The organism is Paraburkholderia caffeinilytica (assembly GCF_003368325.1).
GTDB lineage: Bacteria > Pseudomonadota > Gammaproteobacteria > Burkholderiales > Burkholderiaceae > Paraburkholderia > Paraburkholderia caffeinilytica.
On sequence record NZ_CP031467.1, the window covers coordinates 1981603 to 2008352 of the forward strand.

Annotated in this window: 28 protein-coding genes; 19 read left to right on the top strand and 9 right to left on the bottom strand. The window is 61.7% G+C overall.

Features of this window, described 5'->3' with window-relative positions; genetic code table 11:
• Positions 1-61: 61 nt before the first annotated feature.
• From motB to flhD, 4 genes are all read right to left on the bottom strand, one after another.
• Positions 62-1069, bottom strand: a complete 1008-nt coding sequence (gene motB / locus DSC91_RS25135) for a flagellar motor protein MotB (RefSeq protein ID WP_115781345.1) — start codon at positions 1067-1069, stop codon at positions 62-64.
• A 21-nt stretch (positions 1070-1090) separates the two neighbouring features.
• The gene (gene motA, locus DSC91_RS25140) at positions 1091-1951 is read right to left on the bottom strand and encodes a flagellar motor stator protein MotA (RefSeq protein ID WP_006050895.1); all 861 of its coding nucleotides are present in this window, start codon (positions 1949-1951) and stop codon (positions 1091-1093) included.
• 249 nt (positions 1952-2200) lie between these two features.
• Complete coding sequence (flhC, locus tag DSC91_RS25145) at positions 2201-2761, bottom strand: flagellar transcriptional regulator FlhC (RefSeq protein WP_115781346.1); 561 nt, start codon at positions 2759-2761, stop codon at positions 2201-2203.
• Between the two features lie 51 nt (positions 2762-2812).
• Positions 2813-3133 carry a flagellar transcriptional regulator FlhD gene (gene flhD, locus DSC91_RS25150; RefSeq protein ID WP_093640793.1) on the bottom strand — a complete coding sequence of 107 codons (321 nt, stop codon included), beginning with the start codon at positions 3131-3133 and terminating at the stop codon, positions 2813-2815.
• Between the two features lie 705 nt (positions 3134-3838).
• Here flhD and DSC91_RS25155 point away from each other — a divergent pair.
• Positions 3839-4903, top strand: coding sequence for a glycosyltransferase family 4 protein (locus tag DSC91_RS25155; RefSeq protein ID WP_115781348.1), 1065 nt, complete (start codon positions 3839-3841; stop codon positions 4901-4903).
• 313 nt (positions 4904-5216) lie between these two features.
• On the opposite strand, the gene DSC91_RS25160 is transcribed toward DSC91_RS25155, so the two are convergent.
• Positions 5217-5519 (bottom strand): H-NS histone family protein, encoded by a 303-nt coding sequence (locus tag DSC91_RS25160; protein ID WP_115781349.1) that lies wholly within the window; start codon positions 5517-5519, stop codon positions 5217-5219.
• 290 nt (positions 5520-5809) lie between these two features.
• Between DSC91_RS25160 and aqpZ the strand changes: the two genes are divergently transcribed.
• The 3 genes from aqpZ to DSC91_RS25175 all read left to right on the top strand — a co-directional run bounded on the left by aqpZ (position 5810) and on the right by DSC91_RS25175 (position 7997).
• Positions 5810-6550 carry an aquaporin Z gene (aqpZ, locus tag DSC91_RS25165; protein ID WP_115781350.1) on the top strand — a complete coding sequence of 247 codons (741 nt, stop codon included), beginning with the start codon at positions 5810-5812 and terminating at the stop codon, positions 6548-6550.
• Positions 6551-6713: 163 nt separating this feature from the next.
• Positions 6714-7409: a histidine phosphatase family protein gene (locus DSC91_RS25170; protein ID WP_115781351.1), complete on the top strand. Its 696-nt coding sequence runs from the start codon at positions 6714-6716 to the stop codon at positions 7407-7409.
• Positions 7410-7694: 285 nt separating this feature from the next.
• Positions 7695-7997 (top strand): PXPV repeat protein, encoded by a 303-nt coding sequence (locus DSC91_RS25175; RefSeq protein ID WP_115781352.1) that lies wholly within the window; start codon positions 7695-7697, stop codon positions 7995-7997.
• Positions 7998-8076: 79 nt separating this feature from the next.
• Here DSC91_RS25175 and DSC91_RS25180 read toward each other — a convergent pair whose 3' ends face one another.
• Both DSC91_RS25180 and DSC91_RS25185 read right to left on the bottom strand, forming a co-directional pair.
• Positions 8077-8898 (bottom strand): Cof-type HAD-IIB family hydrolase, encoded by an 822-nt coding sequence (locus DSC91_RS25180; protein ID WP_115781353.1) that lies wholly within the window; start codon positions 8896-8898, stop codon positions 8077-8079.
• A gap of 87 nt (positions 8899-8985) precedes the next feature.
• Positions 8986-9867: a glucosamine kinase nucleotide-binding domain-containing protein gene (locus DSC91_RS25185; protein ID WP_115781354.1), complete on the bottom strand. Its 882-nt coding sequence runs from the start codon at positions 9865-9867 to the stop codon at positions 8986-8988.
• Positions 9868-10007: 140 nt separating this feature from the next.
• On the opposite strand from DSC91_RS25185, the gene DSC91_RS25190 reads away from it, so the two are divergent.
• Both DSC91_RS25190 and DSC91_RS25195 read left to right on the top strand, forming a co-directional pair.
• On the top strand, positions 10008-10604 hold the full coding sequence (locus DSC91_RS25190) for a DNA-3-methyladenine glycosylase I (RefSeq protein WP_115781355.1): 597 nt from the start codon (positions 10008-10010) through the stop codon (positions 10602-10604).
• A gap of 331 nt (positions 10605-10935) precedes the next feature.
• Positions 10936-11352 (top strand): hypothetical protein, encoded by a 417-nt coding sequence (locus DSC91_RS25195; protein ID WP_115781356.1) that lies wholly within the window; start codon positions 10936-10938, stop codon positions 11350-11352.
• 131 nt (positions 11353-11483) lie between these two features.
• Here DSC91_RS25195 and rpsU read toward each other — a convergent pair whose 3' ends face one another.
• Together rpsU and DSC91_RS25205 are read right to left on the bottom strand one after the other, a co-directional pair.
• Positions 11484-11696, bottom strand: coding sequence for a 30S ribosomal protein S21 (gene rpsU, locus DSC91_RS25200; RefSeq protein WP_006050883.1), 213 nt, complete (start codon positions 11694-11696; stop codon positions 11484-11486).
• 358 nt (positions 11697-12054) lie between these two features.
• On the bottom strand, positions 12055-12996 hold the full coding sequence (locus DSC91_RS25205) for an aldo/keto reductase (protein WP_115781357.1): 942 nt from the start codon (positions 12994-12996) through the stop codon (positions 12055-12057).
• Between the two features lie 269 nt (positions 12997-13265).
• On the opposite strand from DSC91_RS25205, the gene DSC91_RS25210 reads away from it, so the two are divergent.
• From DSC91_RS25210 to DSC91_RS25270, 13 genes are all read left to right on the top strand, one after another.
• On the top strand, positions 13266-14414 hold the full coding sequence (locus DSC91_RS25210; RefSeq protein WP_115781358.1) for a flagellin: 1149 nt from the start codon (positions 13266-13268) through the stop codon (positions 14412-14414).
• A gap of 157 nt (positions 14415-14571) precedes the next feature.
• Positions 14572-16086, top strand: a complete 1515-nt coding sequence (gene fliD, locus DSC91_RS25215) for a flagellar filament capping protein FliD (protein ID WP_115781359.1) — start codon at positions 14572-14574, stop codon at positions 16084-16086.
• A 3-nt stretch (positions 16087-16089) separates the two neighbouring features.
• A complete protein-coding gene (locus tag DSC91_RS25220; RefSeq protein ID WP_115781360.1) occupies positions 16090-16404 on the top strand; it encodes a flagellar protein FliT in 315 nt (104 codons plus the stop codon).
• 268 nt (positions 16405-16672) lie between these two features.
• A complete protein-coding gene (locus tag DSC91_RS25225; protein ID WP_115781361.1) occupies positions 16673-19057 on the top strand; it encodes a tetratricopeptide repeat protein in 2385 nt (794 codons plus the stop codon).
• A complete protein-coding gene (gene vioA, locus DSC91_RS25230) occupies positions 19054-20199 on the top strand; it encodes a dTDP-4-amino-4,6-dideoxy-D-glucose aminotransferase VioA (RefSeq protein ID WP_115781362.1) in 1146 nt (381 codons plus the stop codon). The genes DSC91_RS25225 and vioA overlap by 4 nt, the downstream gene beginning before the upstream one ends.
• Before the next feature lie 2 nt (positions 20200-20201).
• Positions 20202-21242 carry a ketoacyl-ACP synthase III gene (locus tag DSC91_RS25235; RefSeq protein WP_115781363.1) on the top strand — a complete coding sequence of 347 codons (1041 nt, stop codon included), beginning with the start codon at positions 20202-20204 and terminating at the stop codon, positions 21240-21242.
• An 11-nt stretch (positions 21243-21253) separates the two neighbouring features.
• Positions 21254-21481: an acyl carrier protein gene (locus tag DSC91_RS25240; protein ID WP_115781364.1), complete on the top strand. Its 228-nt coding sequence runs from the start codon at positions 21254-21256 to the stop codon at positions 21479-21481.
• 10 nt (positions 21482-21491) lie between these two features.
• On the top strand, positions 21492-22556 hold the full coding sequence (locus DSC91_RS25245) for a ketoacyl-ACP synthase III (RefSeq protein ID WP_115781365.1): 1065 nt from the start codon (positions 21492-21494) through the stop codon (positions 22554-22556).
• Positions 22553-23317 carry an SDR family NAD(P)-dependent oxidoreductase gene (locus tag DSC91_RS25250; RefSeq protein WP_115781366.1) on the top strand — a complete coding sequence of 255 codons (765 nt, stop codon included), beginning with the start codon at positions 22553-22555 and terminating at the stop codon, positions 23315-23317. The genes DSC91_RS25245 and DSC91_RS25250 overlap by 4 nt, the downstream gene beginning before the upstream one ends.
• Positions 23317-23949 carry an acetyltransferase gene (locus DSC91_RS25255; RefSeq protein WP_115783494.1) on the top strand — a complete coding sequence of 211 codons (633 nt, stop codon included), beginning with the start codon at positions 23317-23319 and terminating at the stop codon, positions 23947-23949. The genes DSC91_RS25250 and DSC91_RS25255 overlap by 1 nt, the downstream gene beginning before the upstream one ends.
• A gap of 1 nt (position 23950) precedes the next feature.
• Complete coding sequence (locus tag DSC91_RS25260) at positions 23951-25042, top strand: aromatic ring-hydroxylating oxygenase subunit alpha (protein ID WP_115781367.1); 1092 nt, start codon at positions 23951-23953, stop codon at positions 25040-25042.
• Positions 25043-25069: 27 nt separating this feature from the next.
• Positions 25070-25648 carry a class I SAM-dependent methyltransferase gene (locus DSC91_RS25265; RefSeq protein WP_115781368.1) on the top strand — a complete coding sequence of 193 codons (579 nt, stop codon included), beginning with the start codon at positions 25070-25072 and terminating at the stop codon, positions 25646-25648.
• Between the two features lie 8 nt (positions 25649-25656).
• Positions 25657-26460, top strand: coding sequence for a phytanoyl-CoA dioxygenase family protein (locus DSC91_RS25270; RefSeq protein ID WP_115781369.1), 804 nt, complete (start codon positions 25657-25659; stop codon positions 26458-26460).
• Positions 26461-26750: the final 290 nt, after the last annotated feature.

Sequence of the window (26750 nt, forward strand, 5' to 3'; positions counted from 1 at the left end):
TGGGATCGACCTGCCGTCCGCGCCACCCGGGCGCATGGACCGGCCAGCCGATCGCTGTCTGTTACTGGGCAGCCGGCGCTACCGCCGGCACCTTCGGTGCAACCGTCACCGGTTGCGCAAGTCTTTGCAGCAGCGGCTTGGAGCCGGCTGCGTCGTCCGACAAGGTGGTCGTGGTGGAGTCGTCATGGTCAAGCGCCTCCTCCGACTTCCTGTTCAGCACGATGATGCTGATGCGACGGTTTTCCGGGTCCATCGGGTCCGCCTTGTTCAGGTTCTGCGTCGACGCGAGACCGAGCACGCGCATCACCTTCGCTTCGTCCATGCCGCCGGCGATCAGCTCGCGGCGCGACGCATTGGCGCGATCCGCGGACAATTCCCAGTTGCTGTAGCCCTTCTCGCCGCCCGCGTATTGCACGGCGTCGGTGTGCCCTTGCACGATGATGCGGTTCGGCACGTCGTTCAGCGTGTGGCCGATTTCGCGCAGGATGTCGCGCATGTACGGTTCCACCACGTCTTTCGCGGTCGCGAACATCGGCCGTTTCTGCGAGTCGACGATTTCGATGCGCAAGCCGGTCAGCGTCGAATCGATGCGGATCTGCTGCTTGAACTGGCGCAGCACCGGATTCGCTTCGATCGCGGCCATCAGCTTGACCTGCAGATCGTGGAGGCGGACCTGTTCGCGACGTTCCAACTCGCCCTGCAACTGTTTGACCGAGTCGTCGTTGCTATGGGAGACCGTGCGCTCGGCGCGATTGTTGCTGCCGTCGGTCGAGCGCGTCACGCCCTGTGCGTCGGTCGAAATGTCGCGGCCGCCGCCCTTCAGAATGCTCGAGTCCTCGGCGCTGCGATCGCCGCCCCACAACGTGATCTTCAACGGCTGGTTGAAGTAATCGGCGATGCCCTTCAACTGCACGGTGGAAGCCGAGCTCAGCAGCCACATCAGCAGGAAGAACGCCATCATCGCGGTCATGAAGTCCGCATACGCGAGCTTCCACGCGCCGCCGTGATGACCGGCCTTCTTCGGCGCGGAGCGCTTGACGACAATGGCGCGGTCTTTGTCCTTGCTCATCGAATCGGTTCCCGGCGCCCGTTACTTGGCTTTGACGCGGCGCACGTGCTCTTCCAGCTCGGCGAACGACGGGCGTTCGGTCGAGAAGAGCACTTTGCGGCCAAATTCGACGGCAATCGCCGGCGCATAGCCATTCAGGCTGGCGAGAATCGTGACCTTGATGCACTGGAACATCTTGGTCGACTCGGTCACGCGCTGTTCGGCGACGCTCGCGAGCGGGCCGATCAACCCGTACGAAAGCAGAATCCCGAGGAAGGTGCCGACCAGCGCCTGGGCGATCATCTCGCCGAGCACGGCCGGCGGCTTGTCGGCGGAGGCCATGGTGTGCACCACGCCCATCACCGCGGCCACGATACCGAACGCCGGCATGGCGTCGCCGACCTTGTTCAGGGCGTGCGCGGGCGCCTCGCCTTCCTGGTGATGCGTTTCGATCTCCTCGTCCATCAGGCTTTCGATCTCGAACGCGTTCATGTTGCCGCCCACCATCAGACGCAGGTAGTCGGTCAGGAATTCGATGATGTGGTGGTCGGCGAGGATCTTCGGATACTGCGTGAAGATCGGGCTCTTCGACGGATCGTCGATGTCGGCTTCCAGCGTCAGCGTGCCTTCCTTGCGCGCCTTGGCGAGCAGGACGTAAAGGAGCGCCATCAGCTCCATATAGACGTCCTTGTTGTACTTTGCGCCCTTGAATAGGGTTGGAATGACGCGCAGCGTCGCCTTGATCGTCTTCATCCCGTTACCGAGAATGAACGCACCGACGCCGGCGCCGACGATCATCAGCACTTCAACGGGTTGCAGCAGCGCGCCAAGATGGCCGCCTTCCAGCGCGTAACCGCCGAAAACGGACAAAAGCGTCACGAGTGTTCCCACGAAAATCAGCACTGCCGAGCCCTCACAAAGAAGCGACGGTGACCGTCGTTAATCTGGTTTACGGCAACGAAGCAGAAAACTTTGGTGGAAAAGCGGCTCGTCGCTCCGGTGTAAACCAGAGGCGGGTTAAACCGGGTGGGTATGGCCCGGTCCCGGGACATCGTGCTGGAAGGCCCGCCGAATGGGGTCGTGGGCGTGCATAACGGCGTGGGCAACGGTGCAGCGCGGGTTGGGAGCCAGGGGCCGGCGCCGCGCTGCGGCTCAAATTTCGAGCGCGACGAGGCTTTCGCGGGCCCGGGCGTCGGCAAATTTCTTTGTCTTACCTGCACGCGACGGCGGCTGGCACAGCCCACAGACGAAGGCGTGCTGCGGGTCGTGGGCATGCGCGACAAAATGTCCGCTGCACCGGCAGCAGGCGGTCATTTGCAGCATCCCGGAGTCGAAGAAGCGCACCAGCGTCCAGGCGCGCGTGAGACTGAGCACGGGCTCGTCGTCGTGCAACTGGACATGTTCCAGATAAAGGCGGTAGCTCTTCACGATCGACTGGATCGTCAAACAGCCGCCGTGATCGGCCATGAAACGGTAGATGTTGTAGAACAGCGACGAGTGAAAGTTCGGCTGCCAGGTCATGAACCAGTCAGTCGAAAACGGCAACATGCCCTTGGGCGGGGACACCCCTTTCAATTCCTTGTACAGCTTGATCAGCCGGTCGCGCGACAGGCTGGTTTCCGCTTCCAGCAATTGCAGACGCGCACCGAGTTCGATTAGCTCGATGGCGAGGGTGATTTCCCTGACTTCCTGCACAACGCTTTTATATGCCATCCGCTTCTATTTCCCCCGTCCTGATCGCTTTGTTTGAGCAAAAAGCCGCCATCAGCTAAGTTGCTCGACTGGCTGGCTGGCCATCAGGATCGCGGAATGCGCCTGAGCCACGGCGCTGGACTTGCCTTTGTCCGCCAGGGCGGACAGCACGGCATGGTCATCGAAACGGAAACGGCACAGCACCTGATTGGATGCCGCCAGCTTCACGGTCTGTGCCAAAGACAGATTGGCGAGCACGTCGGCCAACTGGTCCGAAATCCCCATGCGAAACATGCCCATCGGCTTGTCTTCGCGCAGCAGACGCTGGGCGAGCAGGAGATAAGACAGGTTGACTTCTCTGATCTCATTGAGCATTTCGCTTGTCGCGCTCATGATTCCCCCGGGGTGTATCTGGCTGGTCAGGCCGTTACGGAAACGTTTGCTCGAACGCGCGCACTTAAACCGCACGAATCGGCTCGTTTCTGGTCTTGCGAGCATTGTGTCGAAAGGGGGAGCGGACGAAAATCGGACAGACACCCTGCCTGCTTGACAGATTAATCCGTCATTCGTGTAGGAATTTTTCCTACAAACCAAGGGTCGGAAAGAATACTGGTATTGACGAGGGGCCGCGCAGCTTGGGGCTCGTGATGCGTTTTGGCTAATTCCTCGGCAGAAATGTGAACCAAATGGTGAGTTCTGAATGACTCACAATCCGCACCTTGCAGCGGTGAGGAAGAATTATAAGACGTTTTCACTTCAGCGCAACGAGGCTGGTGTAGGGCAACGTTCAATCTGTGGGATCGTCCTTTGCACCTGCTCCCTCAGCGTCTGGACGCCCATCCCGTCGTGCCTGCCGGCTATCTGGACGGCCTCCTGGCGACCTGTTACGCATCATGTTTCGCGCTGTAACAACATTAAGCGTTTGAAAAATAACTCGAATTAGCGCAGCCGATCCCGATAATGACGCTAAGGGATAACCCGATGCAGGTTCGGAATACCCTCGGGCGGCGGCTTACCGCGCCCAACCGTCCGTCAGGCATTCGCTCCTCGCTCGACCCGAGCGCCGTTGTGCGATGCCGTCTTGAACAGGAGAAACGCATGCGAATCGCACAAATTGCGCCGTTGTACGAAGCTGTCCCGCCGAAACTCTATGGCGGCACCGAACGCGTCGTCTCGTATCTGACCGAAGCCCTGGTCGACCTGGGCCACGACGTCACGCTGTTTGCGAGCGGCGACTCCGTCACCTCAGCGAACCTCGACGCGTGCTGGCCGCGTGCGCTGCGCCTCGACCCGACAATTCGCGATGCGTTGGCTCCGCACATCCTGATGATGGAAAAGGTGCGTAAGGTCGCGCATGAATTCGACGTGCTGCACTTTCATCTCGACTACATGCCGTTCCCGCTCTTCACCACCATGGACACGCCGTTCGTGACCACGCTTCACGGCCGTCTGGATTTGCCGGAGCTGCAACCGGTGTTCGACGCGTTCTCGAATGTGCCGGTGGTGTCGATCTCCGATTCGCAGCGCGTGCCGCTGCCCCAGGCCAACTGGCTGAACACGATTTACCACGGTCTGCCCGAGCAACTGCTCACGCCGCAGACGCACAAGAAGCCGGAATATCTGGCGTTCCTCGGCCGTATCTGTCCGGAGAAGCGCGTCGATACAGCTATCAAGATCGCTGCACAAAGCGGTTTGCCGCTGAAGATCGCCGCCAAGGTGGACAAGGTCGACCAGGAATACTTCAAGACGGAAATCGAGCCGCTGCTCTCCATGGCGCATGTGGAGTTCGTCGGCGAGATCAACGAGGCGCAGAAGCCCGAGTTCCTGTCGGGTGCCAAAGCGCTGCTGTTTCCGATCGACTGGTCGGAGCCGTTCGGTCTCGTGATGATCGAATCGATGGCGTGCGGCACGCCGGTGATCGCCTTCAACCGCGGTTCGGTGCCGGAAGTGATCGACCACGGCGTGACCGGCTACATTGTCGAGGACGTTCAAGGCGCGGTAGCCGCCCTGCAGCGTCTGGACGAACTGTCGCGCACTGAGATTCGCGCACAGTTCGAGCGCCGCTTCAGCTCGAAAACAATGGCTCGGAATTACGTTGACGGCTATTCGGCTCTGATCGAAGCAACGCGCCGCCCGATGTTGCGCCGGGTTGCGGTGGGCTGAGCGGCGTGCTTAAACGGCGTGCTCAGCGGCTGAGGTTTTTATGCGCTCAGCCGCTTAAACCGTGCTTCTGCCGTGCTCTGCCGTTTAAGCCGTTTTCCGATTCGCACGGCAATCACAAGTAAATTTGCCTGGTGAATCGTTTGCGCGAGCGGTTGACTAGAGTTAACCCGCTTCTACTACGGAAAAGCCGCCCCTCAGGGGCGGCTTTTTTAATGCCGCCGTGGATGCGCTTCCATCCCGGATAAGCGCTACGCGAATAAACAACCCGGCACCGATCAACCTTCAGTTGGCTTTCGCCCGGACCGCAGGGTATTCACGCCGCGCCAATCAGAAAACGTTCGCGATTCTTGCCGACAATCCACTTTGGCGGTTTGCCGCGCCCGCTCCAGGTATTGCCCGATTTCGGATCCTGGTACTTGGCCGGCAGCGGTGCCTTCTTCGGCGGGCGTCCACGCTTGGCGGCAACCGCAAAACCGAGGTCTTGCGCGGTCAGACCGTATTCAGCGATCTTTTGGCGGATGTCGGCGACAACATTGTCGATTTCAGTACGCCGGGCTTCGTCTGCCTGTGCCTGCAATTTGGCGATCTGCGCCTTGAGGTCTGCATATTGAGACATATCGGTTCTCCCTTTTTCTAGAACTCATTCGATCGCAGACTAGCTGCAATTATAAAAATTCGCAATGGACAATAATACCGATTTAGGAAGAAATCATCTGATAATTATTAAGCGTCGATGAATTGTAAAACGAGATCTTTATCAGGCAATAATAGGTAAAGGCGACTCCACTTTGACAATTCTTGACACCTAATCCAGCTGTCTTTCCCTAGAATTGCGCGTTCAATGGCATGAACCTGCGCTTAGCACTCACGCCACTCCAAGCGCCAAACATTTTAGGATTACCAATCATGCAGTTGTCAAAGCGCCTTGCTGCCGAGCTGTTCGGCACCTTCTGGCTCGTACTCGGGGGCTGCGGCAGCGCCGTCCTCGCCGCGAACTTCGCCGGCCCGGTCCATGGTCTGGGCATCGGCTTCGTGGGCGTCTCGCTCGCATTCGGCCTCACTGTCCTGACCATGGCGTATGCGATCGGCCACATCTCCGGCTGTCACCTGAATCCGGCGGTGAGCGTCGGCCTGACCGTCGCCGGCCGCTTTCCGGCTCGCGACCTGCTGCCGTACATCTTCGCGCAAGTGATCGGTGCGGTGCTGGGCGCGCTGGTGCTGTCGCTGATCGCGTCGGGCAAACCGGGTTTCGACCTCGTCGCCAGCGGTTTCGCCAGCAACGGCTACGGTGAGCGCTCGCCTGGCCATTACTCGCTCGCGGCCGCGTTCATTTGCGAAGTGGTGATGACCGGCTTCTTCCTGTTCGTCATCCTCGGCGCGACGGACAAACGCGCGCCGGCCGGTTTCGCGCCGATCGCCATTGGCCTGTGCCTCACGCTCATCCACCTGATCTCGATTCCGGTTACCAACACGTCCGTCAACCCGGCGCGCTCGACCGGCCCGGCGCTGTTCGTCGGCGGCGCAGCGGTGGATCAGCTGTGGATGTTCTGGGTCGCACCGATTATCGGCGCGGTGATCGCAGGCGTGCTGTACCCGCTCGTCGCCGAAAGCCGCCGCGGCAATTCGCAGAAACTGGCCCTCGACTGATTGGCGAGTGCGCCGGGGGTGCGCCGGGAGTCCATATCCCGGCAGTCAAAGCGGGCGCTACGGCGCCCGTTTCGTTTTGTGCGCGCGATGCGGCCGCCCGGTGGCCTGCCAATGGCCCGCTGCTAGAATCGTGCGACTTCCCAAGCTCGCACAGGTGCTACCGATGACCCGTTTCCGCGGATTCCTGCATGGCGTCGCACTCTCCGTCGGCGGTTTGTGTGCTGGCGCACTGACGTTGCCCGCGGCCCATGCGGCGGACAGCAATATCGAGACGCTCGTATTCGTGCGTCACGGCGAGAAACCGGCCAACGGTTATGGCCAGCTCAATTGCCAGGGACTCAACCGCGCGCTTGCATTACCGGCAGTGATCGCCGCCAAGTTCGGCAAGCCGGACGCGATCTACGCGCCCGATCCCGGCCAGCAAAAAGACGACAGCGGCCATCCCTATTACTACGTTCGGCCGCTTGCGACCATCGAACCCACTGCCATCCAGTTCCAGATGCCGGTGCAAACGCCGTACGGCTTCGCCCAGATCGACCAACTCGGCACAGCGCTCGTCAATCCGGCCAATCGCAACAAGCTGATTGTCATTGCATGGGAGCACAAGCTGATCGTGAAGTTGCTGCGCCAGATGATCAGCACGCATGGCGGTCATGCCGCCGATGTCCCGAACTGGCAAAGCGACGACTTCGACAGTATTTATATTGTTCGCCTCGACTGGCAAAACGGCACGGCCCGCGCCACGTTCAAACTTGACCGCCAGGGATTGAACGACCGCGCTGCGGATTGCCCATGCGCGGCGCTGCCGGGAGCGCCTTCCGCGGCTGCGGCGGGTGCTTCCGCTGGCTCGCCTGATTAATTGGGCAATACAGATGTAAGCCGCGATTACCGGCACGGCAATCCAATTACTGCAATGCGTGGCAGAAACTGGATGCCGGCTCGTTCCAAGGAATCGAGATCCCTTATTTGGCGGGCCTCCGAGCGGAAAGCGCGTGCAGCGTGTTGCGTTCGAACGTTCCCTCTACTGCCTTTCGAACGCTGCGATGACGCTTGCAGTCCGTAACATCTCGTCTCAGTAACGCGCGACCGGAATGCGTAGATTGATCCTGTGCGACACACATACGTCGCCTCACAGGAGAACACCATGAAACGCATCGTCACTCACTTGCTGGTTGCTGCCGGACTCGCGGCGGGCGCATGCGGTGTCGCGCAAGCGCATACGGATCTGAGTATCGGCCTGTCGCTCGGCGCACCGGTTTATGCCCAACCTGCACCTGTCTATGCAGCGCCGCAGCCGGTGTACTACGGCAACGGCGGCTGGGACCATCGCTACGACCGCGGCGGCTATTATCGCGACGACCATCGGGATAACCGCGGCTGGGATCGCAACGACCGCCGCTGGGGTCATGATGACCGTGGCGATCGCCGTGACGGATGGCACGGCTGATCGTAGCGTTGGGTAGGGTCGCGTAGAGACGCGAATGGCCGGCCCGCATCCACGAAAGAGGAGGCGGGCCGGTCGGTTTTCAGGACGTCAGCTCGTCGTCGAGCGAGAAAAGTTTGCGCAAGTGCTGTGCGACGCCCGCTTCGAAGTTGTTGCCGATGCGCGGCACGTGCGGTAGACGCGTGATGAGATCAGGATTGGCGTTGTTCATCATGAACGGATGGCCGGCTGTCTCCAGCAGGTCGATATCGTTCATGTTGTCGCCAAAGGCCACACACTGCGAAGCGTCGACGCCGAGGCGCTCGAGCACGATCTGCAAGGCACGCCCCTTCGAGACGTTCGACGTCATCACCTCCAGGCAGTCCGGCAGCGAATAGGTGACGTACAGCGCGTCGCCGAATTCGCGCGCCAGGTTGGCCGAGACTTGCGCGAGATCGGCGGGGTCCCCGATATAGAGGGCCTTGGCGATGTCGACGCCGTCATGATTCGGCAGATCGGTGACCTCGTAGGTGAAGCCCGAATCCTGATGGAATTTGAGCAGGTCGGGTGCATCCCGGTCGATCAACCACGCCTGGTCGGCGAACAGGTTGACGATCACGCGACCGTGCGCGCCGGCGATTTCCGGCTGCACCAACCGCTGCACGATGGCCGGCGGCAGGTCATCGGCGTGGATCACCGTGTTGTCCGGTGCGTGAATGCGAGCGCCGTTCGACGTGATCAGATACGGCTTGATGCCCAGCAGGTCGCGAATGCCCGCGACGTCGCAGTAGTGGCGCCCCGTGGCGATCACGAAGTGCAGCCCATCGCTTTCAAGCTTACGCACGGTGGCGATCGTGAACGGATCCACCTGGTGATCGGCGTTGAGCAGCGTGCCGTCAAGATCCGTGGCAATGACTTTGTACATAGTGTGAGCAGCCCGGCAGCGTCAAAGACCGCATTTTACCGTTGCGCGCCGCATCCGCGAGGTCACACCCGGCGCGCCAGACGATTCTCAACCGCCGATGCGAGCCGCTTCGCGCTGCGCCAATTGCAAACCGCCGTGCGCCGAGTCCGCCAACGGCTCGCGCAAACGGGCTTGATAGATCCGAGGCACGTACTCGCGCAAGGGGGCGCCGAGACCGCCGCACAGCGCAACCGGCAGGGTGGCCGAAGGGTCGAGCGCGGCAATCATCTTGCCCACGTCCACGCCGGCTTCGCCTAGCAAGCGCGCCGCGAACGGATGCGCGCGGTGCGCAATGACAATCGGCGCGAGCCTTGCATAGGCGGTCTGATTGGCTTCGCACAGCCAGACCACCAGACTGTCGCGGTCATGCGCACCGGTGTGGGTGAGCAGCGCCTGCGCCAGATCGTCGTTGGGCCCGCGCCCATCGAGCGCCTGCTGCGCGTGTACGACGCCCCGTAGCCCAAGCCAGGCGCCGCTCGCTTCGTCGCCCGACGGGTAACCGAAGCCGCCGGCGACCCGGCATTCGCCATGGGCGTCAAGCACAGCCGCCTGACTGCCGGTGCCGAGCGCAACAACCACGCCCTGTGCGCCGCCGTGCGCACCCAGCAAGGTGGTGTACACATCGCTTTCCACCGCGAGCCCGGCTACCGCCGGCGCCTGCGCGCGAAACGCGGCCAGCCAGTCACGATTATTGACTCCTGCCAACCCGCAACCGAGTACGCAGCACGCCCAGTCCAGCGGCACGCCGATGCGTGCGAATGCGTCGGCGCAGCCGGCGCCAATGGCCTGCCACGCGCGCTCCACGCCGAGGCCCAAACCCGAGGGCCCGCTTGCCGCCTGAGCCAGTTCACGGCCCTGCGCGTCGGCGAGTACGACCCGCGTACCGCTGCCGCCGCCGTCAACGCCGATCAGAAAGAGATCTTTATTCATCGAATCGAGTGAGTTCAGATGGTGAATAACGCCTAGCGTGGCAGGTCAGTTCCAATCCCGCAATTGGCCGAACGGCCAACTTGCGGCGCACACAGCTTCCGCTATGCTGGCGGACGACATGACAACGCGGGAGCGCGAAAGTGACACAGCGATGCAACTGGGTATCGAGCGAAGCGCTCGCACACTACCACGACACCGAGTGGGGCGTGCCCTCGCGCGACGATCAGCATTTGTTCGAACTGCTTGTGCTGGAAGGTGCGCAGGCGGGTCTGTCATGGTCGACGATTCTCAACAAACGCGCTGGCTATCGTCGCGCCTTCGCCAACTTCGACATCGATAAGGTCGCGCGCTTTACGCCCAAGCATGTCGATGCGCTGGTGCTGGACGAAAGCATTGTGCGCCATCGCGGCAAGATCGAGTCGGCCATTACCAACGCGCGCGCCGTGCAGCAGATTCAGGCCGAACACGGCTCGCTCGCCAACTTCGTATGGTCGTTCGTCGATCAGACGCCGATCCAGAACGATTGGGCGTCGTATAAACACGCGCCTGCATCGACCGAAATCTCGGATGCGCTCAGCAAAGGGCTAAAGCGCTACGGCTGCAAGTTCGTCGGCTCGACGATCTGCTACGCGTTTATGCAGGCAGTCGGCATGGTGAACGACCACGAGGCGAGTTGCATGTGCCGCGCGCGATGCGCGGCGCTTGGCAAGAAGGGTCGCAATCGCAAAGCCGGCTGAGGCGGCAGCGGCTATCGGCAGTTGCCAGCGCCTGGCGCAGCGCGTCTGAAGCACCGCTCGCTTCGCAAGCGGCCATCGGCTATCCGGTAAAGCCCTGTCTACGCTTTTCAAGCGGGCAGCCGCCATAGAGGAGGTAATGAGCGCTGGTCGCCACGATGGCGAGCGGCGTCGCCAGACCGGCATAGGCGGCATAAAGGGCAATCGAGCCAAATCCGGGAATTGAAGGCTTTTCGCCGTGCTAGTCCGGGTTTCGCCAATCGACGCACGTCCGATACTGGCATTCATGCGCTCGAACAACGCATAACCGCTGCGTAACGCATGGGAGACGACAATGAAAACCCTGAACTTCCTGACCCATCAGGAGATTTTCGATCAGGCCGTGGACCATCTGCTCGGCCAGAGGCGCGCCGCCTTACTGCCGCGCGGCGGCGGTGCCTACCGCGGCGGCTGCCCGGTCGGCAGCTTCATCAAGCCTTGCGATTACATGACCGCGATGGAAGGCGTTCCGGTGCGCTACATCAGCAAAACGCCCGTCGAAGTACCCGCCTATATGCATGCCGGCGTATCCGCGCTTAAAAAGGCGCTCCTGCGCGCCCGCCTCAATGTGTACGACCCGGCCACCGTCGCTTTGCTCAGCTGCCTGCAAAACGTGCACGACGTGTTCGGCACGTGGGAATGGCATGAGCGTCTGAGCTCGATTGCCCGGCAATTCGACTTATCCGCCGAGCGCCTGAAGAGCGCTGCGTAACGAGTTTCAGGGCAGCGGCAAAAAACCAACGCAAAACCGACACGCCAAAAGCAAAACGGCGATGTGGCTTCTTTCGAAGCTACACCGCCGTTCGGCGTGCAATGCGCGAAATGCAGCGCGGAAAAGCGTGCTTAGTGCAGCTTTTTCGGCAGCATCTGGCTGCGCAGGCGCTTGTGCAGGCGCTTCACAGCAGCAGCCTTCTTGCGCTTACGTGCCGTGGTCGGCTTTTCGTACGATTGACGCTCACGCAGTTCAGCGATCAGGCCATTCTTTTCGATTGCGCGACGAAAGCGGCGAATCGCCACTTCGAACGGCTCGTTTTCTTTCAGAAGAATCGTCGTCATGTAATTCCTAACTCAATCACTTGATAGGGGTAAATTGCGTGGCGGATACCGCTCACGCGCCGGCCCTCCGGTCGTTCCGATTCATGGCCAGTAACAGGCAAACGCGGGAAAAATCCCGGCCAAACCACGAATGAAACGAGAGGCATAACGGCCACGGAGGCCGGAAAAGAGAGGTGGGGAGTTCACCGCGGAACGCGGACAGACGTAATGCAAATGCCGCGTCTGCTGCCGTTTCGCCAACCTTTCATCAATGAAAAACATTGACGAAACAGGCAAAGATCTCAATTCACTCCCGATGATATCAGGAAACTCCCCATCCTACCAGGGGTTTAGCGATCGCGCCAGGTCCCGTGCGCGATCAGGCACTCGCCTCGTCCAGTTCGCGAATATCGGCGCCGGTCAGCATCAGATGGACAGCGGCGGCGAGGTTTCTGAGCTGGTCGACCGAGGTTGCACTGGCAATTGGGGCCGTTACACTCGGGCGGGCAATCAGCCATGCCAGCGCGATCGTGGCGGGCGTGCTGCCGTGCCGGGCGGCGACCCGATCGAGCGCATCCAGAATCCGCAGACCGCGTTCGTTCAGGTACTTCTCGACCCGGCTGCCGCGCGCCTTGTTGGCCAGATCAGCCTGCGAACGGTATTTTCCTGACAGAAAGCCGCTGGCAAGGCTCCAGTACACCACGACGCTGAGTTGATTGGCGAGCGCCACCGGCTCGGTGTCGCGCTCATACTCCGCGCGGTCGTACAGGTTGTACTCCGGCTGCAACAACTGGTACTCGGGCAGCCCGTGCTGGCGGGACACGGCGAGCGCTTCCTCGACGCGCGCGCCACTGTAGTTCGACGCGCCGATCACCCGCACCTTGCCCGACTCGATCAGCCTCTGATACGCGCCGAGGGTTTCGGCCAAAGGCGTTTCGGTGTCGTCGTCGTGAGAAAAATAGACGTCGATGTAATCGGTCTGCAGGCGCCGCAGCGAATCCTCCACCGCCGCCCGAATGTTCGCCGCCGACAGGCCCTTGCGCTGCGGGTGCTTGGAAACCTTGGTGGCGAGCACGATCCTGTCGCGCTTGCCGCTCTGCCTGAACCACTTGCCGATGATGGTTTCCGATTCGCCACCCTCGTTACCGGGCGCCCACGCGGAATAGACGTCGGCGGTATCGATGAAGTTGAGCCCCGCATCGACAAATGCATCCAGGATCGAAAAGGAGGTCGCTTCATCGGCAGTCCAGCCAAATACATTGCCGCCGAACATAAGCGGCGCGACCTCTAATTCGGAACGTCCAATCCGGCGCTTTTGCATGATTTCTCCTGGGTTTGCCACAAGGAAAAAGGAGAATACGCCGTCTTTTCAATACCTGCAGTGGACCGCCCGAACAAGGCTGCAAGCGGCTCGCAGACAAGCGGCAGCCCAACCGGCCGGAAAAACAATTGGGTCGCTATTGCACAAAGTTCCTCAAGTTTTTTTTAGTCGCGCCGTCAACCTTCACTGAGGCGGCCAGCAATGAACGAGTGCTTTCCGCCGATGCCAACGTGGCGTATTGGGCTCAAGGCTTATTTAGGAGATTTTCCATGCTCGGAATCAATAGCAACATCAACTCGCTGGTTGCACAGCAAAACCTTAATGGCTCGCAAAGCGCCCTTTCGCAAGCCATCACCCGCCTGTCGTCGGGCAAGCGCATCAACAGCGCGGCTGACGATGCAGCAGGTCTGGCAATCTCGACGCGTATGCAAACGCAGATCAACGGCCTGAACCAAGGCGTGTCGAATGCGAATGACGGCGTGTCGATGATCCAAACCGCATCGAGCGCACTGTCGTCGCTGACCTCCAGCCTGCAACGTATCCGTCAGCTGGCCGTGCAAGCATCGACCGGTTCGCTGTCGTCGAGCGACCAAGCAGCTCTGCAGAAGGAAGTCGCAGCGCAGATCTCGGAAGTGAACCGTATCGCGTCGCAAACGACGTACAACGGCACGAACATTCTGGACGGCTCGGCAGGTAACGTGACGTTCCAGGTCGGCGCGAACGTTGGCCAGACCATCAGCCTGAACCTGAGCCAGTCGATGTCGGCTGCGCAAATCGGCGGCGGTCTGGTGCAAACGGGCGCAACGGTCGGCACGGTTGCTATCAGCACCGATTCGACCGGCACGTACACCAGCACGGGCGCGACGATCACGTCGGTCAACGTGCTGTCGGACGGCAAGGGCGGCTACACCTTCACCGACCAGAACAACCAGGCTATCTCGTCGGGCGCGGTTGCCAACATCTTCTCGGCTGGCGCGACGACGGGTACGGGCGTGGCAATCACCAACCTGACGCTGAACACCACGCTGGCCACGGCGATGGGCGCAACCGCCTCGGGTGTTGCAACCGCAGCGGTCGCCCAGATCAACGCGATCAACAGCCCGCCGACGGTTTCGAACCTCGACATCAGCACGGTCACCGGCGCGAACGAAGCAATGGTCTCCATCGACAACGCACTGCAGACCGTCAACAACCTGCAGGCTTCGCTGGGTGCCGCGCAAAACCGCTTCACCGCGATCGCAACGGCGCAGCAAGCTGAGTCGACCGACCTGTCGTCGGCACAATCGCAAATCACGGACGCCAACTTCGCACAAGAAACGGCGAACCTGAGCAAGGCGCAAGTGCTGCAACAAGCGGGTATCTCGGTGTTGGCGCAAGCTAACTCGAACCCGCAGCAAGTTCTGAAGCTCCTGCAATAAGAGCTGACGCAGTAACGGTGATGCGCCGCGCGCGAGTGCGGCGCATCACCGGGTTTCAAACAACGGGAGGCATGCCTCCCGCTGTGCATTCCGCTCACGAAGTGATGTAGCATCGCGCACCACCCAATACAGATTTCCAGACGCCCGGAGCCTCTGCATGTCCTCGATCTCAACCACGTCTACTGCTGCGTCGACCGCCGCCGCCAACTCGGCGGTGCAGTCGGCCGCTCAATCGATCATCAGCGGTTCGACCGGCAATTCGTCGCTGGACGTGTCGACGCTCGTTACGGCACTCGTAAATGCGAAGACCGCAGGACAAACCTCGGCTCTGACGGCACAACAAACCACGGACAACACCACCCTGTCCGCATACGGCGCACTGAGTTCGGCGTTGAGCGCGCTGCAGTCGGGCATCACGAACCTCGCCAACGGCACGACGCTGTCGACTTTCTCGGCAACCGCGAGCGGCAGCGGCCTGACGGCGACGGCAGGTGCGGGGGCCGTGGCCGGCAGCTATTCAGTCGCGGTAACGCAGATCGCCAGCTCGCAGGCATTGTCCTCCGCGGCCTTTGGCGCCACGACGCAACTGGGCACCGGCACGCTGACGGTTTCCCTCGGCGGCAAGTCGATGGACATCAGCGTCGACAGCACCAACAACACGCTCTCCGGCATCGCTTCCGCGATCAACGCCAGCAGCAGCAACCCCGGCGTCACGGCGACCATCGTGACCGGCACGGACGGCGCCCACCTCGTGTTGCGCGCGGCGAACACGGGTGCTGCCAACGTCATTAACGTCTCGACCAGCAACATCACCTCCGACACCGGCCTGTCGAGCCTCGGCGTAACCTCGACCGCCAGCACCACCGGCGGCCAGTCGTCGATCACGTCGGCGAATTCGAGCAGCGCCTGGACGCAAAGCGCGGCCGCGCAGGACGCGGAATTCACGGTCGGCGGGATCGCGGCCAGCAGTTCGAGCAACTCCGTGACGAGCGCCATCGCCGGTGTCACGATGAACCTGACGTCGGCGTCCGCAGGCACCACGCAGACACTGAACATTGCAGCCGACACCTCGTCGCAGAGCACCGCGATCAACAACTTCGTCAGCCTTTACAACACCGTCGTCACGACGATGGCTACGCTCACGTCGTTCAGCGCCGGGGCGTCGTCACAAGGCCCGCTGCTGGGCGACTCGACACTGCAGACGATCAAGAACACGCTGGCCACGATCGTGGGCGGTTCGGTGGGCTCGGGCAGCACCGGCACCACGCTGGCATCGATCGGCATCACGTTGAAGGACGATCCGGCGGACGGCACGATGGTGGTCGACAACACGAAGCTGAGCACCGCGCTGACCGCCGATCCGGCAACGGTTGCCTCGGTCTTCAACTCGACCAACGGCATCGCCGAACAGTTGAACAGCAGCATCACCACCTTCACGCAGACCGGCGGCATCATCGATACGCGCAACACCGCGCTGAACGCCGACCTGAAGAGCATCACCACGCAGCAAACAGCGCTCGCCGACTACACCGCGCAATTGACGAGCCAGTATCAGGCGCAGTTCACCGCCCTGAACACGCTGATGGCGACGATGAACAACAATTCGCAGTACCTGACCGCCCTGTTCGGCGGCACCAACAGCGCCGGCGCACTGGCGACCAACAAGGGCTAAGCCATGAACCCGATCGAGATGAACCAGACGGAGTTGGTTGAACGCCTGCTGTCGATCACACGGGAAATCGAACAGGCGGCCTCGCTCGCCGACTGGCCGGAAGCGGCTCGCCTGACCGAAGCGCGCTCGCCGCTCCTGATGTCGCTGTCGGCGGATCAGGACCCGGCCGCGCTGCAGATGATCCGCCGGATCCAGGCCATCGACGAAGCACTGCTCGCCGATGCGAAAACCACCCAGGACGAACTGCACACCGAGTTCGAAGCCGCGATCGGGCGTACCAGGGCCGCCGGCCAGTATCAGCGGATCGCCCGGCTGTAAGCGGGCTAAAGGTCCGGCGACCGAACCGGCCGAACCGCAGGATCGCGCCGCAACACTGAACTGCAGTACCAGACAATAAGAACTACGCGCCGAAGTGAGGGCGCGCTCGTTCCCTCAGCCCGCCTCGTGCGGGCTTTTTTCTTGTCTTCCGGATTGCCGCGGCCCGCTCCATACGGCAAACAGGCGGCTTTTTCACCGTCATCTCCTCGCATCGGAAAGCCTCGCCTGGTCGCACAATTTCCTTCATAGACCATTCTGCGCTGACACCATGACTCTCCTGTACGAGCAGCCGACTGCTGAACCCTTGACGCCCGAACAACAGCTCGAGCACGACATCGCGCTCGTTCTGGAAACGGCGCTGGAGCAGCATCACAAGGGCGAATTCGACGACGCCGAAGCGCTGTACCGGGCGATTCTCGATGCGCGGCCGAACCACGCCGACGTGCTTTACAACCTCGCCGTGCTGCAGGTTCAGGTCGGCCGCCCAGCAGACGGGGTGCCACTTTTCGAGCAGAGCCTGGGGCTCCAGCCGCAAAACGGCCAATATTGGACCGGCTACATCAACGCCTTGATCGACGCCGGCGAAACCGCCGCGGCGTGGCTTGCGCTCGAGATGGGCCAGAAGCAGGGGCTGAAAGGCCCGGCCGTGGACGGCCTGATCGTGCGGATGGCAAATCCCGACCATGTCATTCAAACTTTCCCGGTCGTGCCCCAACAGGCTGCGGCAGAAGCGACCTCGCCTTCAGCCGAAACGAGCGCGCCGCCCGCGGCGGAAAACGTCCGGACGACGACGATTGCATCGGGCCGGCGGGTCAGCCAGCCGGAAACCCTCCGTTACACCACGCTCTATAACAAAGGCAATATCGCCGAGGCGCTCAAGCTCGCCCGGTCCCTCACCCAACGTTTCCCCGCCGATGGCAACACCTGGCGCTGGCTGGGCATCGCCCTGCACCGCCTCGGCCGCTATGACGATGCCATCGCCCCGCTGCGCAGAGCTTCGGAACTCATTCCCGAGGAACTCGAAGGCCGCACCGTGCTGGCGGACACGCTGCGCCTGAAAGGGTTGCAGGCGGAAGCCGAACGGGAGTGCCGCGCAATTCTCGCGATCAGCCCGGATTACGCCGAGGCGCAGCGCATCTTCGGCATGACGCTGGTTCATCAGGGTCGAGTGCCTGAAGGTCTGGCGGCCGCGCGGCGCGCCATCGAACTTGCGCCCGGCAACTCCGCCATGCACAGCACGCTCGGGGTTCTGCTGCTCGACGTCGGTTTCGTGGCCGACGCGGAGCAGGCTTTCCGCGCCGCACTGGAAAAGGATCCCAAAGACCCCATCGCGGCCAACAACTTTCTGTTCACGCTGTCGCACAACCCCGAGGTCGACCCCGATACGCTGTTCGCCGAGCACACCCGTTTCGCGCGCCGCCATGAGGATCCGGTGCGCGCGCAATGGCCGCGTCACGTGAACAAACGTTCGCCCGAGCGCAAGCTGAAGATCGGCCTCGTTTCCGGCGACCTGTTTCGCCACGCGGTTGCGTCATACCTCCTGCCGATCATGGAGCATCTGGCCAAAGATCCGACGCTGTCCCTGCATGTGTACAACAACCACATTGCCGAAGACAGCTACACGCAGATGCTGCGCAACTGCGCGGACGAATGGCAACAGATCACCGGTATGCCGGACGCCCAACTGGCCAACAAGATCCGCGACGAGCGCATCGATATCCTGTTCGACCTGTCCGGCCATACCGGCCGCAACCGTCTGCTGACGTTCGCGCGTAAGCCCGCGCCGATTCAGGTTACCTGGATGGGTTACCCGGGCACCACGGGCCTGAGCGCCATGGACTACTACCTGGTCGACAAGCACGGCGTGCCGTTCGGGCCGGCCGAGCAGATGTTCACCGAAAAGGTTGTCCACCTGCCGTCGAGCGCGACCTTCCTGCCCGAGAAAAGCGCGCCGCCGGTCAATATTCTGCCGGCCATGCATAACGGCTACGTCACATTCGGCAGCTTCAACCGCCTGAATAAACTGCGCCCCGACGTGATCGCCCTGTGGGCCGAACTGCTGCGCGCACTACCGACCGCCAGAATGTTGCTGGGCGCGATTGCGACCAGCGAAGACGAACAGTTGCTGACCGACTGGTTCGCCAGCGAAGGCATCGAGCGCGAGCGTCTGATGTTCCGGCGCCGTTCGAGCATTCCGGTCTATCTGCAACAGCACTTCCACGTCGACATCTGTCTCGACACCTTTCCGTACACCGGCTCGACCACGGTGCTGAACTCCTTGTGGATGGGGGTGCCGACGCTGACGATCGCCGGCAATACGCTCGCGAGCCGGGCCGGCACCACCTGGATGTCGCATGTCGGACTGGACGATTTCGTCGTGGAGAAAAAAGAAGCGTTCGTCGCACGAGGCGTGGCATTGGCCTCGGACATTCCCGCGCTCGCGGCCATCAGATCGGGCTTGCGCGAACGCTGTGCCGCTTCGGCGGCGTTCCGCCCCGAAGTCGTAGCCGCAGGGGTATCCCGCGCGCTGCGGATCATGTGGCGACGCTGGTGCGCGGGCGAGCCGGCTGCCGCATTCGAAGTGTCGATGGAAGACGTGGCTGGCGCCGCGATTGAAACGCCCATCGAGTCCGACACAGGGGAAGCCAAGTGAACGCAGCCTTGCCGTTTCGCGCTATCGAGCCGCAGATCGACGAACGCATTTACGTCACGCAGCCGCATCTGGCACCGCTCGAAGAGTTCATCCCCTATCTCCAGCAGATCTGGGACAGCAAGGTGCTGACCAACGGCGGCCCGTTTCACCAACAGTTCGAAGAAGCGCTGTGCAAGTATCTCGGCGTGCGGCACCTCGCGCTCTTCACCAACGGCACGCTGGCGCTGCTCACCGCGCTACAGGCTCTGCGCGTGACCGGCGAAGTGATCACGACGCCCTATTCGTTCGTCGCGACCGCGCACTCGCTGGTGTGGAACGGCATCAAGCCGGTGTTCGTGGACGTCGACCCGAATACGCTCAATCTCGACCCGGCGAAGATCGAAGCGGCGATTACCCCGCAAACCACGGCGATCATGCCGGTTCATTGCTACGGCAAACCGTGCGATGTCGACGCGATCGAGAAAATCGCCGACAACTACAACCTCAAAGTGATCTACGACGCCGCGCATGCGTTCGGCGTGCAGACCGATGCCGGCAGCGTGCTCGAACACGGCGACCTGGCCGTGTTGAGCTTTCACGCCACCAAGGTGTTCAACACCTTCGAAGGCGGCGCGATCATCTGCCAGGACGCCAAGACCAAGCAGCGTATCGATCATCTGAAGAACTTCGGTTTCGTGGATGAAGTCACCGTGGTCGCGTCCGGCATCAACGGCAAGATGAGCGAAATCAACGCCGCGTTCGGACTGCTGCAGCTTCAATATATCGACGATGCTCTCGCTCGCCGCGCGCAGATCGACGCGATCTATCGCGAACGCCTGCGCGACATTCGTGGTATTCGCTGCCTGCCGAAAGCGGGCGAAAAGGTCGCGAATCACTCGTACTTCCCGATCCTCGTCGGCCCCGAATTCCCGATCAGCCGCGACGCGCTCTACCAGAAGTTCCGCGACCACAACATCTACGCGCGCCGCTATTTCTACCCGCTCATTTCGGATTTCCCGATCTATCGCGGCCTGCCGTCCGCGAGTCGCGACAATCTGCCGGTTGCGCACGCCGCCGCGCAACAGGTGCTGTGCCTGCCGATTTTCCCGGCACTGACGGACGGCATGCTCGAGCGCATCATCGGACTCATCGCGGATTGCTGATCATGACGGCCCCTGTTCGATCCGACCGGCTGCACGCACGCATTCTCGATATCGCCGGGTTCCTGCCGGACCAGGTGCTGACGAACGAGGAGCTCGCAGCGCTCTATCCGGAGTGGCCGGCCGACAAGATTCTGGCCAAGACCGGCATCGAACGACGCCATATTGCGGCAACCGGGCAAACAGCGGCGGATCTCGCTTACGAAGCGGCCCGCAACCTTTTCGCGCAAGGCGCCGTGAGCGCGCAGGAGGTCGATTTCGTCATCCTGTGCACGCAGGCGCCCGACTACGTGCTGCCGACTTCGGCCTGCCTCCTGCAGGACCGCCTGGGCATTGCGACTCACGCCGGCGCACTCGACGTGAACCTCGGCTGCTCCGGCTACGTGTACGGCCTCTCGCTTGCACAGGGTCTGGTCGAAACCGGCGCCGCGCGCTGCGTGCTGCTGCTGACCGCCGACACGTACTCGAAATACGTGCACCCGCTCGACAAGAGCGTTCGCACCTTGTTCGGCGACGGCGCAACCGCGACCGCGATCACCGCTTCAAGCGATGGCAGCGCCTCGATCGGCCCCTTCGTGTTCGGCACGGATGGCCGCGGCGCGCAGAACCTGATCGTCAAGGCGGGGCTGTTTCGCGAGCCGAAGAGCGCGGCAAGCGCGCTCGAAAAAGAGGACGCGTCGGGCAACGTGCGCACCGACGAACATCTGTACATGAACGGCGCCGAAGTCATGGCGTTCTCGCTCGCCGAAGTGCCGAAAGCCGCGACGTCGCTGCTGGAAAAGGCCGGCATGGACCGCGAGGAAATCGACTTCTTCGTGCTGCACCAGGCGAACCGTTTCATGCTCGAAGCGCTGCGCAAGAAGATGAAAGTACCGGAAGCGAAGTTTCCGATCCTGATGGCGCAATGCGGCAACACCGTCTCCTCGACGGTCCCGCTCGCCTTGAAGCAGATGAAGGACGACGGCCTGCTCATGCACGGCAGTCGATTGATGTTGTTGGGCTTTGGCGTCGGCTACTCATGGGCCGGCTGCATCGTGAATTACTAGCAGGAGTGAACATGGAACAGTTTTACGAAGGAATGGCAGAAATCTTCGAGATCGACGTGAGCCAGATTACGCCGGAACTCGATCTGCAGGAGCACAACTGGGACTCGCTCGCCGTCGTGTCGACGATCGCGCTGGTCGACGACTGCTTCAACGTGATGCTGAGCGGCCAGGCACTGAACAACTGCAACACCATCGCCGACATCGAAGCGCTGATCAGCACGGCGAAGAAAGCGGCCTAAGGAGTTGAGCATGAGTTCGCCGGACTTCATCGCAGGACGCGAGCTACGCACGCACGGCGCCCGCATTGCAGGCGTGGTGTCGTGCGTGCCGTCGAAACAGGTGGATAACGACTACTTCGCCGAGAGGTTCGATCCGTCCGCCATCCGCGATGTGGTCAAGATGATCGGCGTCAACCGGCGCCGCTGGGCGGACGCGCAGACAAGCGCCGGCGATCTGTGCCGCAAGGCCGGTGAGACGCTGCTCGCGGGACTCGGCTGGCAGGCGGATTCGATCGACGCGCTGATCTTCGTCTCGCAAACGCCGGATTACCGCTTGCCGGGCACGTCGTTCGTGCTGCAGGCAGCGCTCGGTCTGCCGACCTCGTGCCTCGCGTTCGACATCAACCTCGGCTGCTCCGGCTATCCGCAGGCACTGTGGCTCGGCATGAACCTGATTCAGACCGGCGCGGCAAAGCGCGTGCTGCTGGCGGTGGGCGATACGATCAGCAAGATGATCGACCCGAACGACCGCGCCACCACGCTGCTGTTCGGCGACGCGGGCACGATGACGGCGCTCGAAGCCTCGCCGGGCGATGCGGCGGCGCACTTCATCATCGGCGCGGACGGCAAGGGCGTACGCAATCTGATCGTGCCTTCTGGCGGTTTCAAGTCGTACGACGCCGCCGCTGACGAACGCATGGCCGACAAGCTGCCGGACTGCCTCTTCATGGACGGCGGAGAGATTTTCAATTTCACGCTGAATGCGGTGCCGAAGCTGGTCACCCGCACGCTCGAAATCGCCGGCCGTGACAAGGACACCTACGACGCGTTCCTGTTTCACCAGGCCAACCTGTTCATGCTCAAGCATCTGGCCAAAAAAGCCGGCCTGCCGGCCGAACGTGTGCCGACCAATATCGGCGAGTACGGCAACACAAGCTGCGCGTCGATTCCGCTGCTGATGACCACCGAACTGAAAGACCGCCTGAAGGAAGAGACGCTGCAACTGGGCATGTTCGGCTTCGGCGTCGGGTATTCGTGGGCATCGGCGGCGCTGGCGGTCGGACCGCTCAACATCGTGGACACGATCGAGCCATGACACTCTTTGCTGACAACTGCCTCGCCGGCGGCCTCTATCTCGTGACCGGCGCGTCGTCGGGTATCGGTCAGGCGAGCGCGAAACTGATCGCCAGCCTGGGCGGCCGCGTAATCGCCGCAGGACGGGACGAAACGCGCCTTCAGGCAACCCTCGCCGGGCTTCACGGCAGTGGCCACGCCGTCGCCGCCGCATCGCTCGCCGATGCCGATCAAACCGCCGAATGGGTGAGCCATCTCGCCGAGACGCACGGCACGCTCACCGGCGTGTTTCATGCGGCCGGTGTCGAGTTGGTCCGTCCTGCGAAGCTCACCAAACAGGAACAACTGAACCAGGTGTTCGGCAGTAGTCTGTATGCGGGTTTCGGGATCGCCCGCGCGGCCAGCAAAAAAAATGTGATCGCCGACGGCGGGTCGCTCGTCTTCATGTCGTCGGTGGCCGGTTCGACGGGCCAGGCGGGCATGACCGCGTACTCCGCCGCCAAGGCCGCCATCGACGGACTGGTCCGCTCGCTCGCCTGCGAGATGGCGCCACGCAAGATTCGCGTCAACTCGATCGCGGCCGGCGCGGTCCACACCGCCATGCATGACCGGTTGACGAGCGGCACCCCCGACGAAGCGTTGGCCGCTTACGAAAAGAGCCACCTGCTGGGCTTCGGCGAGGCCGACGACGTCGCGCAATCCGGGCTGTTCCTGTTGAGCGATGCGAGCCGCTGGATAACCGGAACGACGCTCGTCGTCGACGGCGGGTACAAGGTTCGATGATGGCGCAGCGACTGATCGTGGCCGGCTGCGGCGCCTTCGCACGCGAGCTGATCAACTGGGCGGAAGACGCGGCCGATGCGGGTCGCGGCGCACGCATCGGCGGTTTCCTCGACGCCAATCCAGCGGCGCTGGAAGGTTACCCGTATCAGCTCGAATGGCGCGGCGACATCGACGACTATCGCCCGCGGGATGACGAAGCCGTGCTCGTCGCGATCGGCGATCCGGCGGCCAAACGCGCGGTGGTGGCGCGTCTGCGCGAACGCGGCGCGGTGTTCGCGACCCTCGTGCATCCCACCGCGGTCATTGCGCGCTCGGCCGTGCTCGGCGAAGGCGTGGTGGTGTGTCCTCAGGCGGTGGTGTCGGCCGACGCCCATGTCGGCGACTTCGTCGCGATCAACGTGCTGTCGAGCGTCGGCCACGACGTCAACCTCGGCGCCTACTCGACGCTCAGCTCACACGTCGATCTGACCGGCTACGTGCAAACCGGCGAAGGCGTGTTCTTCGGCAGCGGCGCGAAAATCCTGCCCAAGCTGAAGATCGGTGCGCGCGCGAAAATCGGCGCCGGCGCGATCGTGATGCGCTCCGTGGCCGAAGAGGCCGTGATCTACACCGCGCCCGCGAGGAAGCTCTGAGATGAGCCTCGACCGGACGCTGTTCGAGCAGTACTGGCACCTCGCCTGTCATCGCCGCGAGCTCGCCGGCGACGGCGACTTCATCAAATTCGACGGCGTCTCCGGCGAGATCGTGCTGTTCAACGACAACGGCGAGATCGTCGCCTTCGACAACACCTGTCCGCATCGCGGCGCCCGCATCTACACGGACGCGCACGGCAACCGGCCGGCCACATGCGGCTACCACGGCTGGACCTATAAGAACGGCACGATCATCGTGCCGGAGAAGGAACGCTTCAAGTCGTGCGACATCGGCCGCGCGCGCTTCAACACCTTCCAGGTCGAGTGGTGCGGCGATTTCGTGTTCTTCGCGATCAAGCCGCGAACAGGCCTGTACGAGCAACTGGGCAAAACCGCCGAGATTCTCGAGAACATCTCGTTCAACGTCGACCGGCGCCTCGATCTGAACCGTTACGAGTACGAGTGCTATTGGCCGCTCGCCGTCGAAAACGCGCTCGAGCCCTATCACATCGCGGCAGTGCACATGGAAACGCTCGCCACGCTGCAACTGGGCGACGGCGAGAACGTGTTCGACGGCGTGAATTCGATCTGGTACGCGCCGCTCGGCAATGCGCGCCTCGGCAACCAGCTGGCTCGATTGCGCAAACTGTTCAACATCGACTACCAGTACGAGGGATATATGAGCATCTATCTCTTCCCGTTCACCATGATTTCTTCGACGTACGGGTACTCGTATTCGCTGCAAAACTTTTTCCCGGCTCCGCAAGGCGCGAGCCGCACGCGTTTCACCAGCCGTTTGTACGCGTCGAACACGTTGAATGAAAACGCCGCGCGCGTGCTCGACTCGTTTTTCGAATCGACTGTGCGGATGAACCGACAGGTGTTCGACGAAGACCACGAAGTCTGCAAGCTGCTTCCTAAGGAAAGCTGGTCGATCCACGCGCTCCGCTTCCCGTCCGATGCGGAGGTGAAGATCGACCATTTCAGACAATCGTGCCGGGCCGTCGGCGAAACGAGCCTGACCGCACTGCATCAGATTCAGACGTCGATCGACGAAGCCGCCTCGCTGTGCGCGAGCGGCGCCGCAGATTGAAGCCAACACCCCAGCGAGAGTTTCACTATGGCGACGCCATCAAAATTCGACAACGACACCTTTCCGCTAACGCGCGAACACATGGACGGCTTCGTCCGACGCACTGCCGATCGGCTCGCCGAACACACCGGCAAGCTGCTCGAAGTCGGCCCGCAAGATCGCTCGCTGGTGCGCCAGTGTTTCACGAACTTTAGCGTCGATACGTTCGACGTGGTCGACACGTACAAACCGACGATCGTGGGCGACATCACCAAGGTCAACGCGGCGATTCCGGAAAGTGCATACGACGTGGTCGTGTGCATGGACGTGATCGAACACACGCTGAATCCGTTCGACACGGTCAAGGAAATCCGTCGCATCCTGAAACACGAAGGCTATCTGATGATTTCCGCGCCGCTCAATTGGCGCATTCATGGGCCGTCGCCGGATTGCTGGCGCATTACCGAGCACGGCTGGAACGTTCTGCTGCGCGACTTCGATATTGTCGAGATCGACATTCTGGAATCGCCGGAACGCGAGTTGTTCCCATTGAAATACAACGTGCTCGCGAAGTGCAACAAGTTCAAGAACACGCAAGACAATGAACTGACGTTCCGTTTCATCTAGTTATCGACATGAAAAATACTTTGGCATCCGTTGAGGCGGTCGTCGATCACATCGCCTCGGAGACGTTCAGTCCGGACGTATTCAAAGAGACCGGCGTATTCGTGATGCGCAACGCAATTCCGGCACCGGTGGTTCAGGCGTGGCAGCAGGAATGGCGAACGTTTTACGACGCGCAGTTGGCCGAAGGCCGGGACGTCAACAAGGCGAATCCGGTAGCGCTCAAGGAACAATTGCCGCCGAAGCTGGCCTCGATGTACAAAGAGCCGGTATTTGCAGAGACATTCAAGCAGATATTCGGCGACCACGTCGCGCTGTACAACCACCGCTTCGTGATTAAGGACAAGTTCAGTTCGAACAAGGTGTTTCTGCATCAGGACAGCTGCTATCACCTCGGCAATCTGAACAAGTGCAGCATGTTCGTGCCGCTCAGCATCGTGAACGCGGACAACGGCGGTATGACGTTCTACGCGGGCTCGCATAAGCTGGGCGTGCTCGGCGACGCGGGCGAGATCAATCCGGACAGCTTCGATTTCAAATGGCCGAAAATCACGCCGGAGCTGAATCCGGGGGACTTTGTCATTATGAACAGTGCGCTGTGGCACGAGTCCGGCCCGAATGTGTCGGGCATCGACCGGATCATGGCCGACACGATCGTGCAGCCCGCCGACGATCCGACCGGAAAGGATCTGCTGTGCGGCGAATGGCAAACGGATATCTTCTATTCGCCGACCAACTATATCCGCTACTTCGTGAACTCACGCGTGCTGAAGCTCATCAAGTACGAGAAGGAGCGCGCGGCCACCGCCGCGTGAGGACGGATCTGCTGCGCGTCGAACACGCTCGGCGTGTAGCAATTCCGGATGTTGAATGAGGCGGCAAGACCCGGCGGCTTATTACCTTTATTGGCTTCGTCGGCCGATGCCTGAGCGAACGGCGGCGACAACCACACCGGAGCCGCTTATAACGCTGCCGATCAAAGCGCGTATTTACGACCCTTTCCCGCACCTCGCTTATAGGCATGTCTTATAGGCGAACCCATTCCTTTGCTCGACGCAGATAAAAAAATAAATAGCGTTTGCATTTTCGAATTCAATCGAACTGG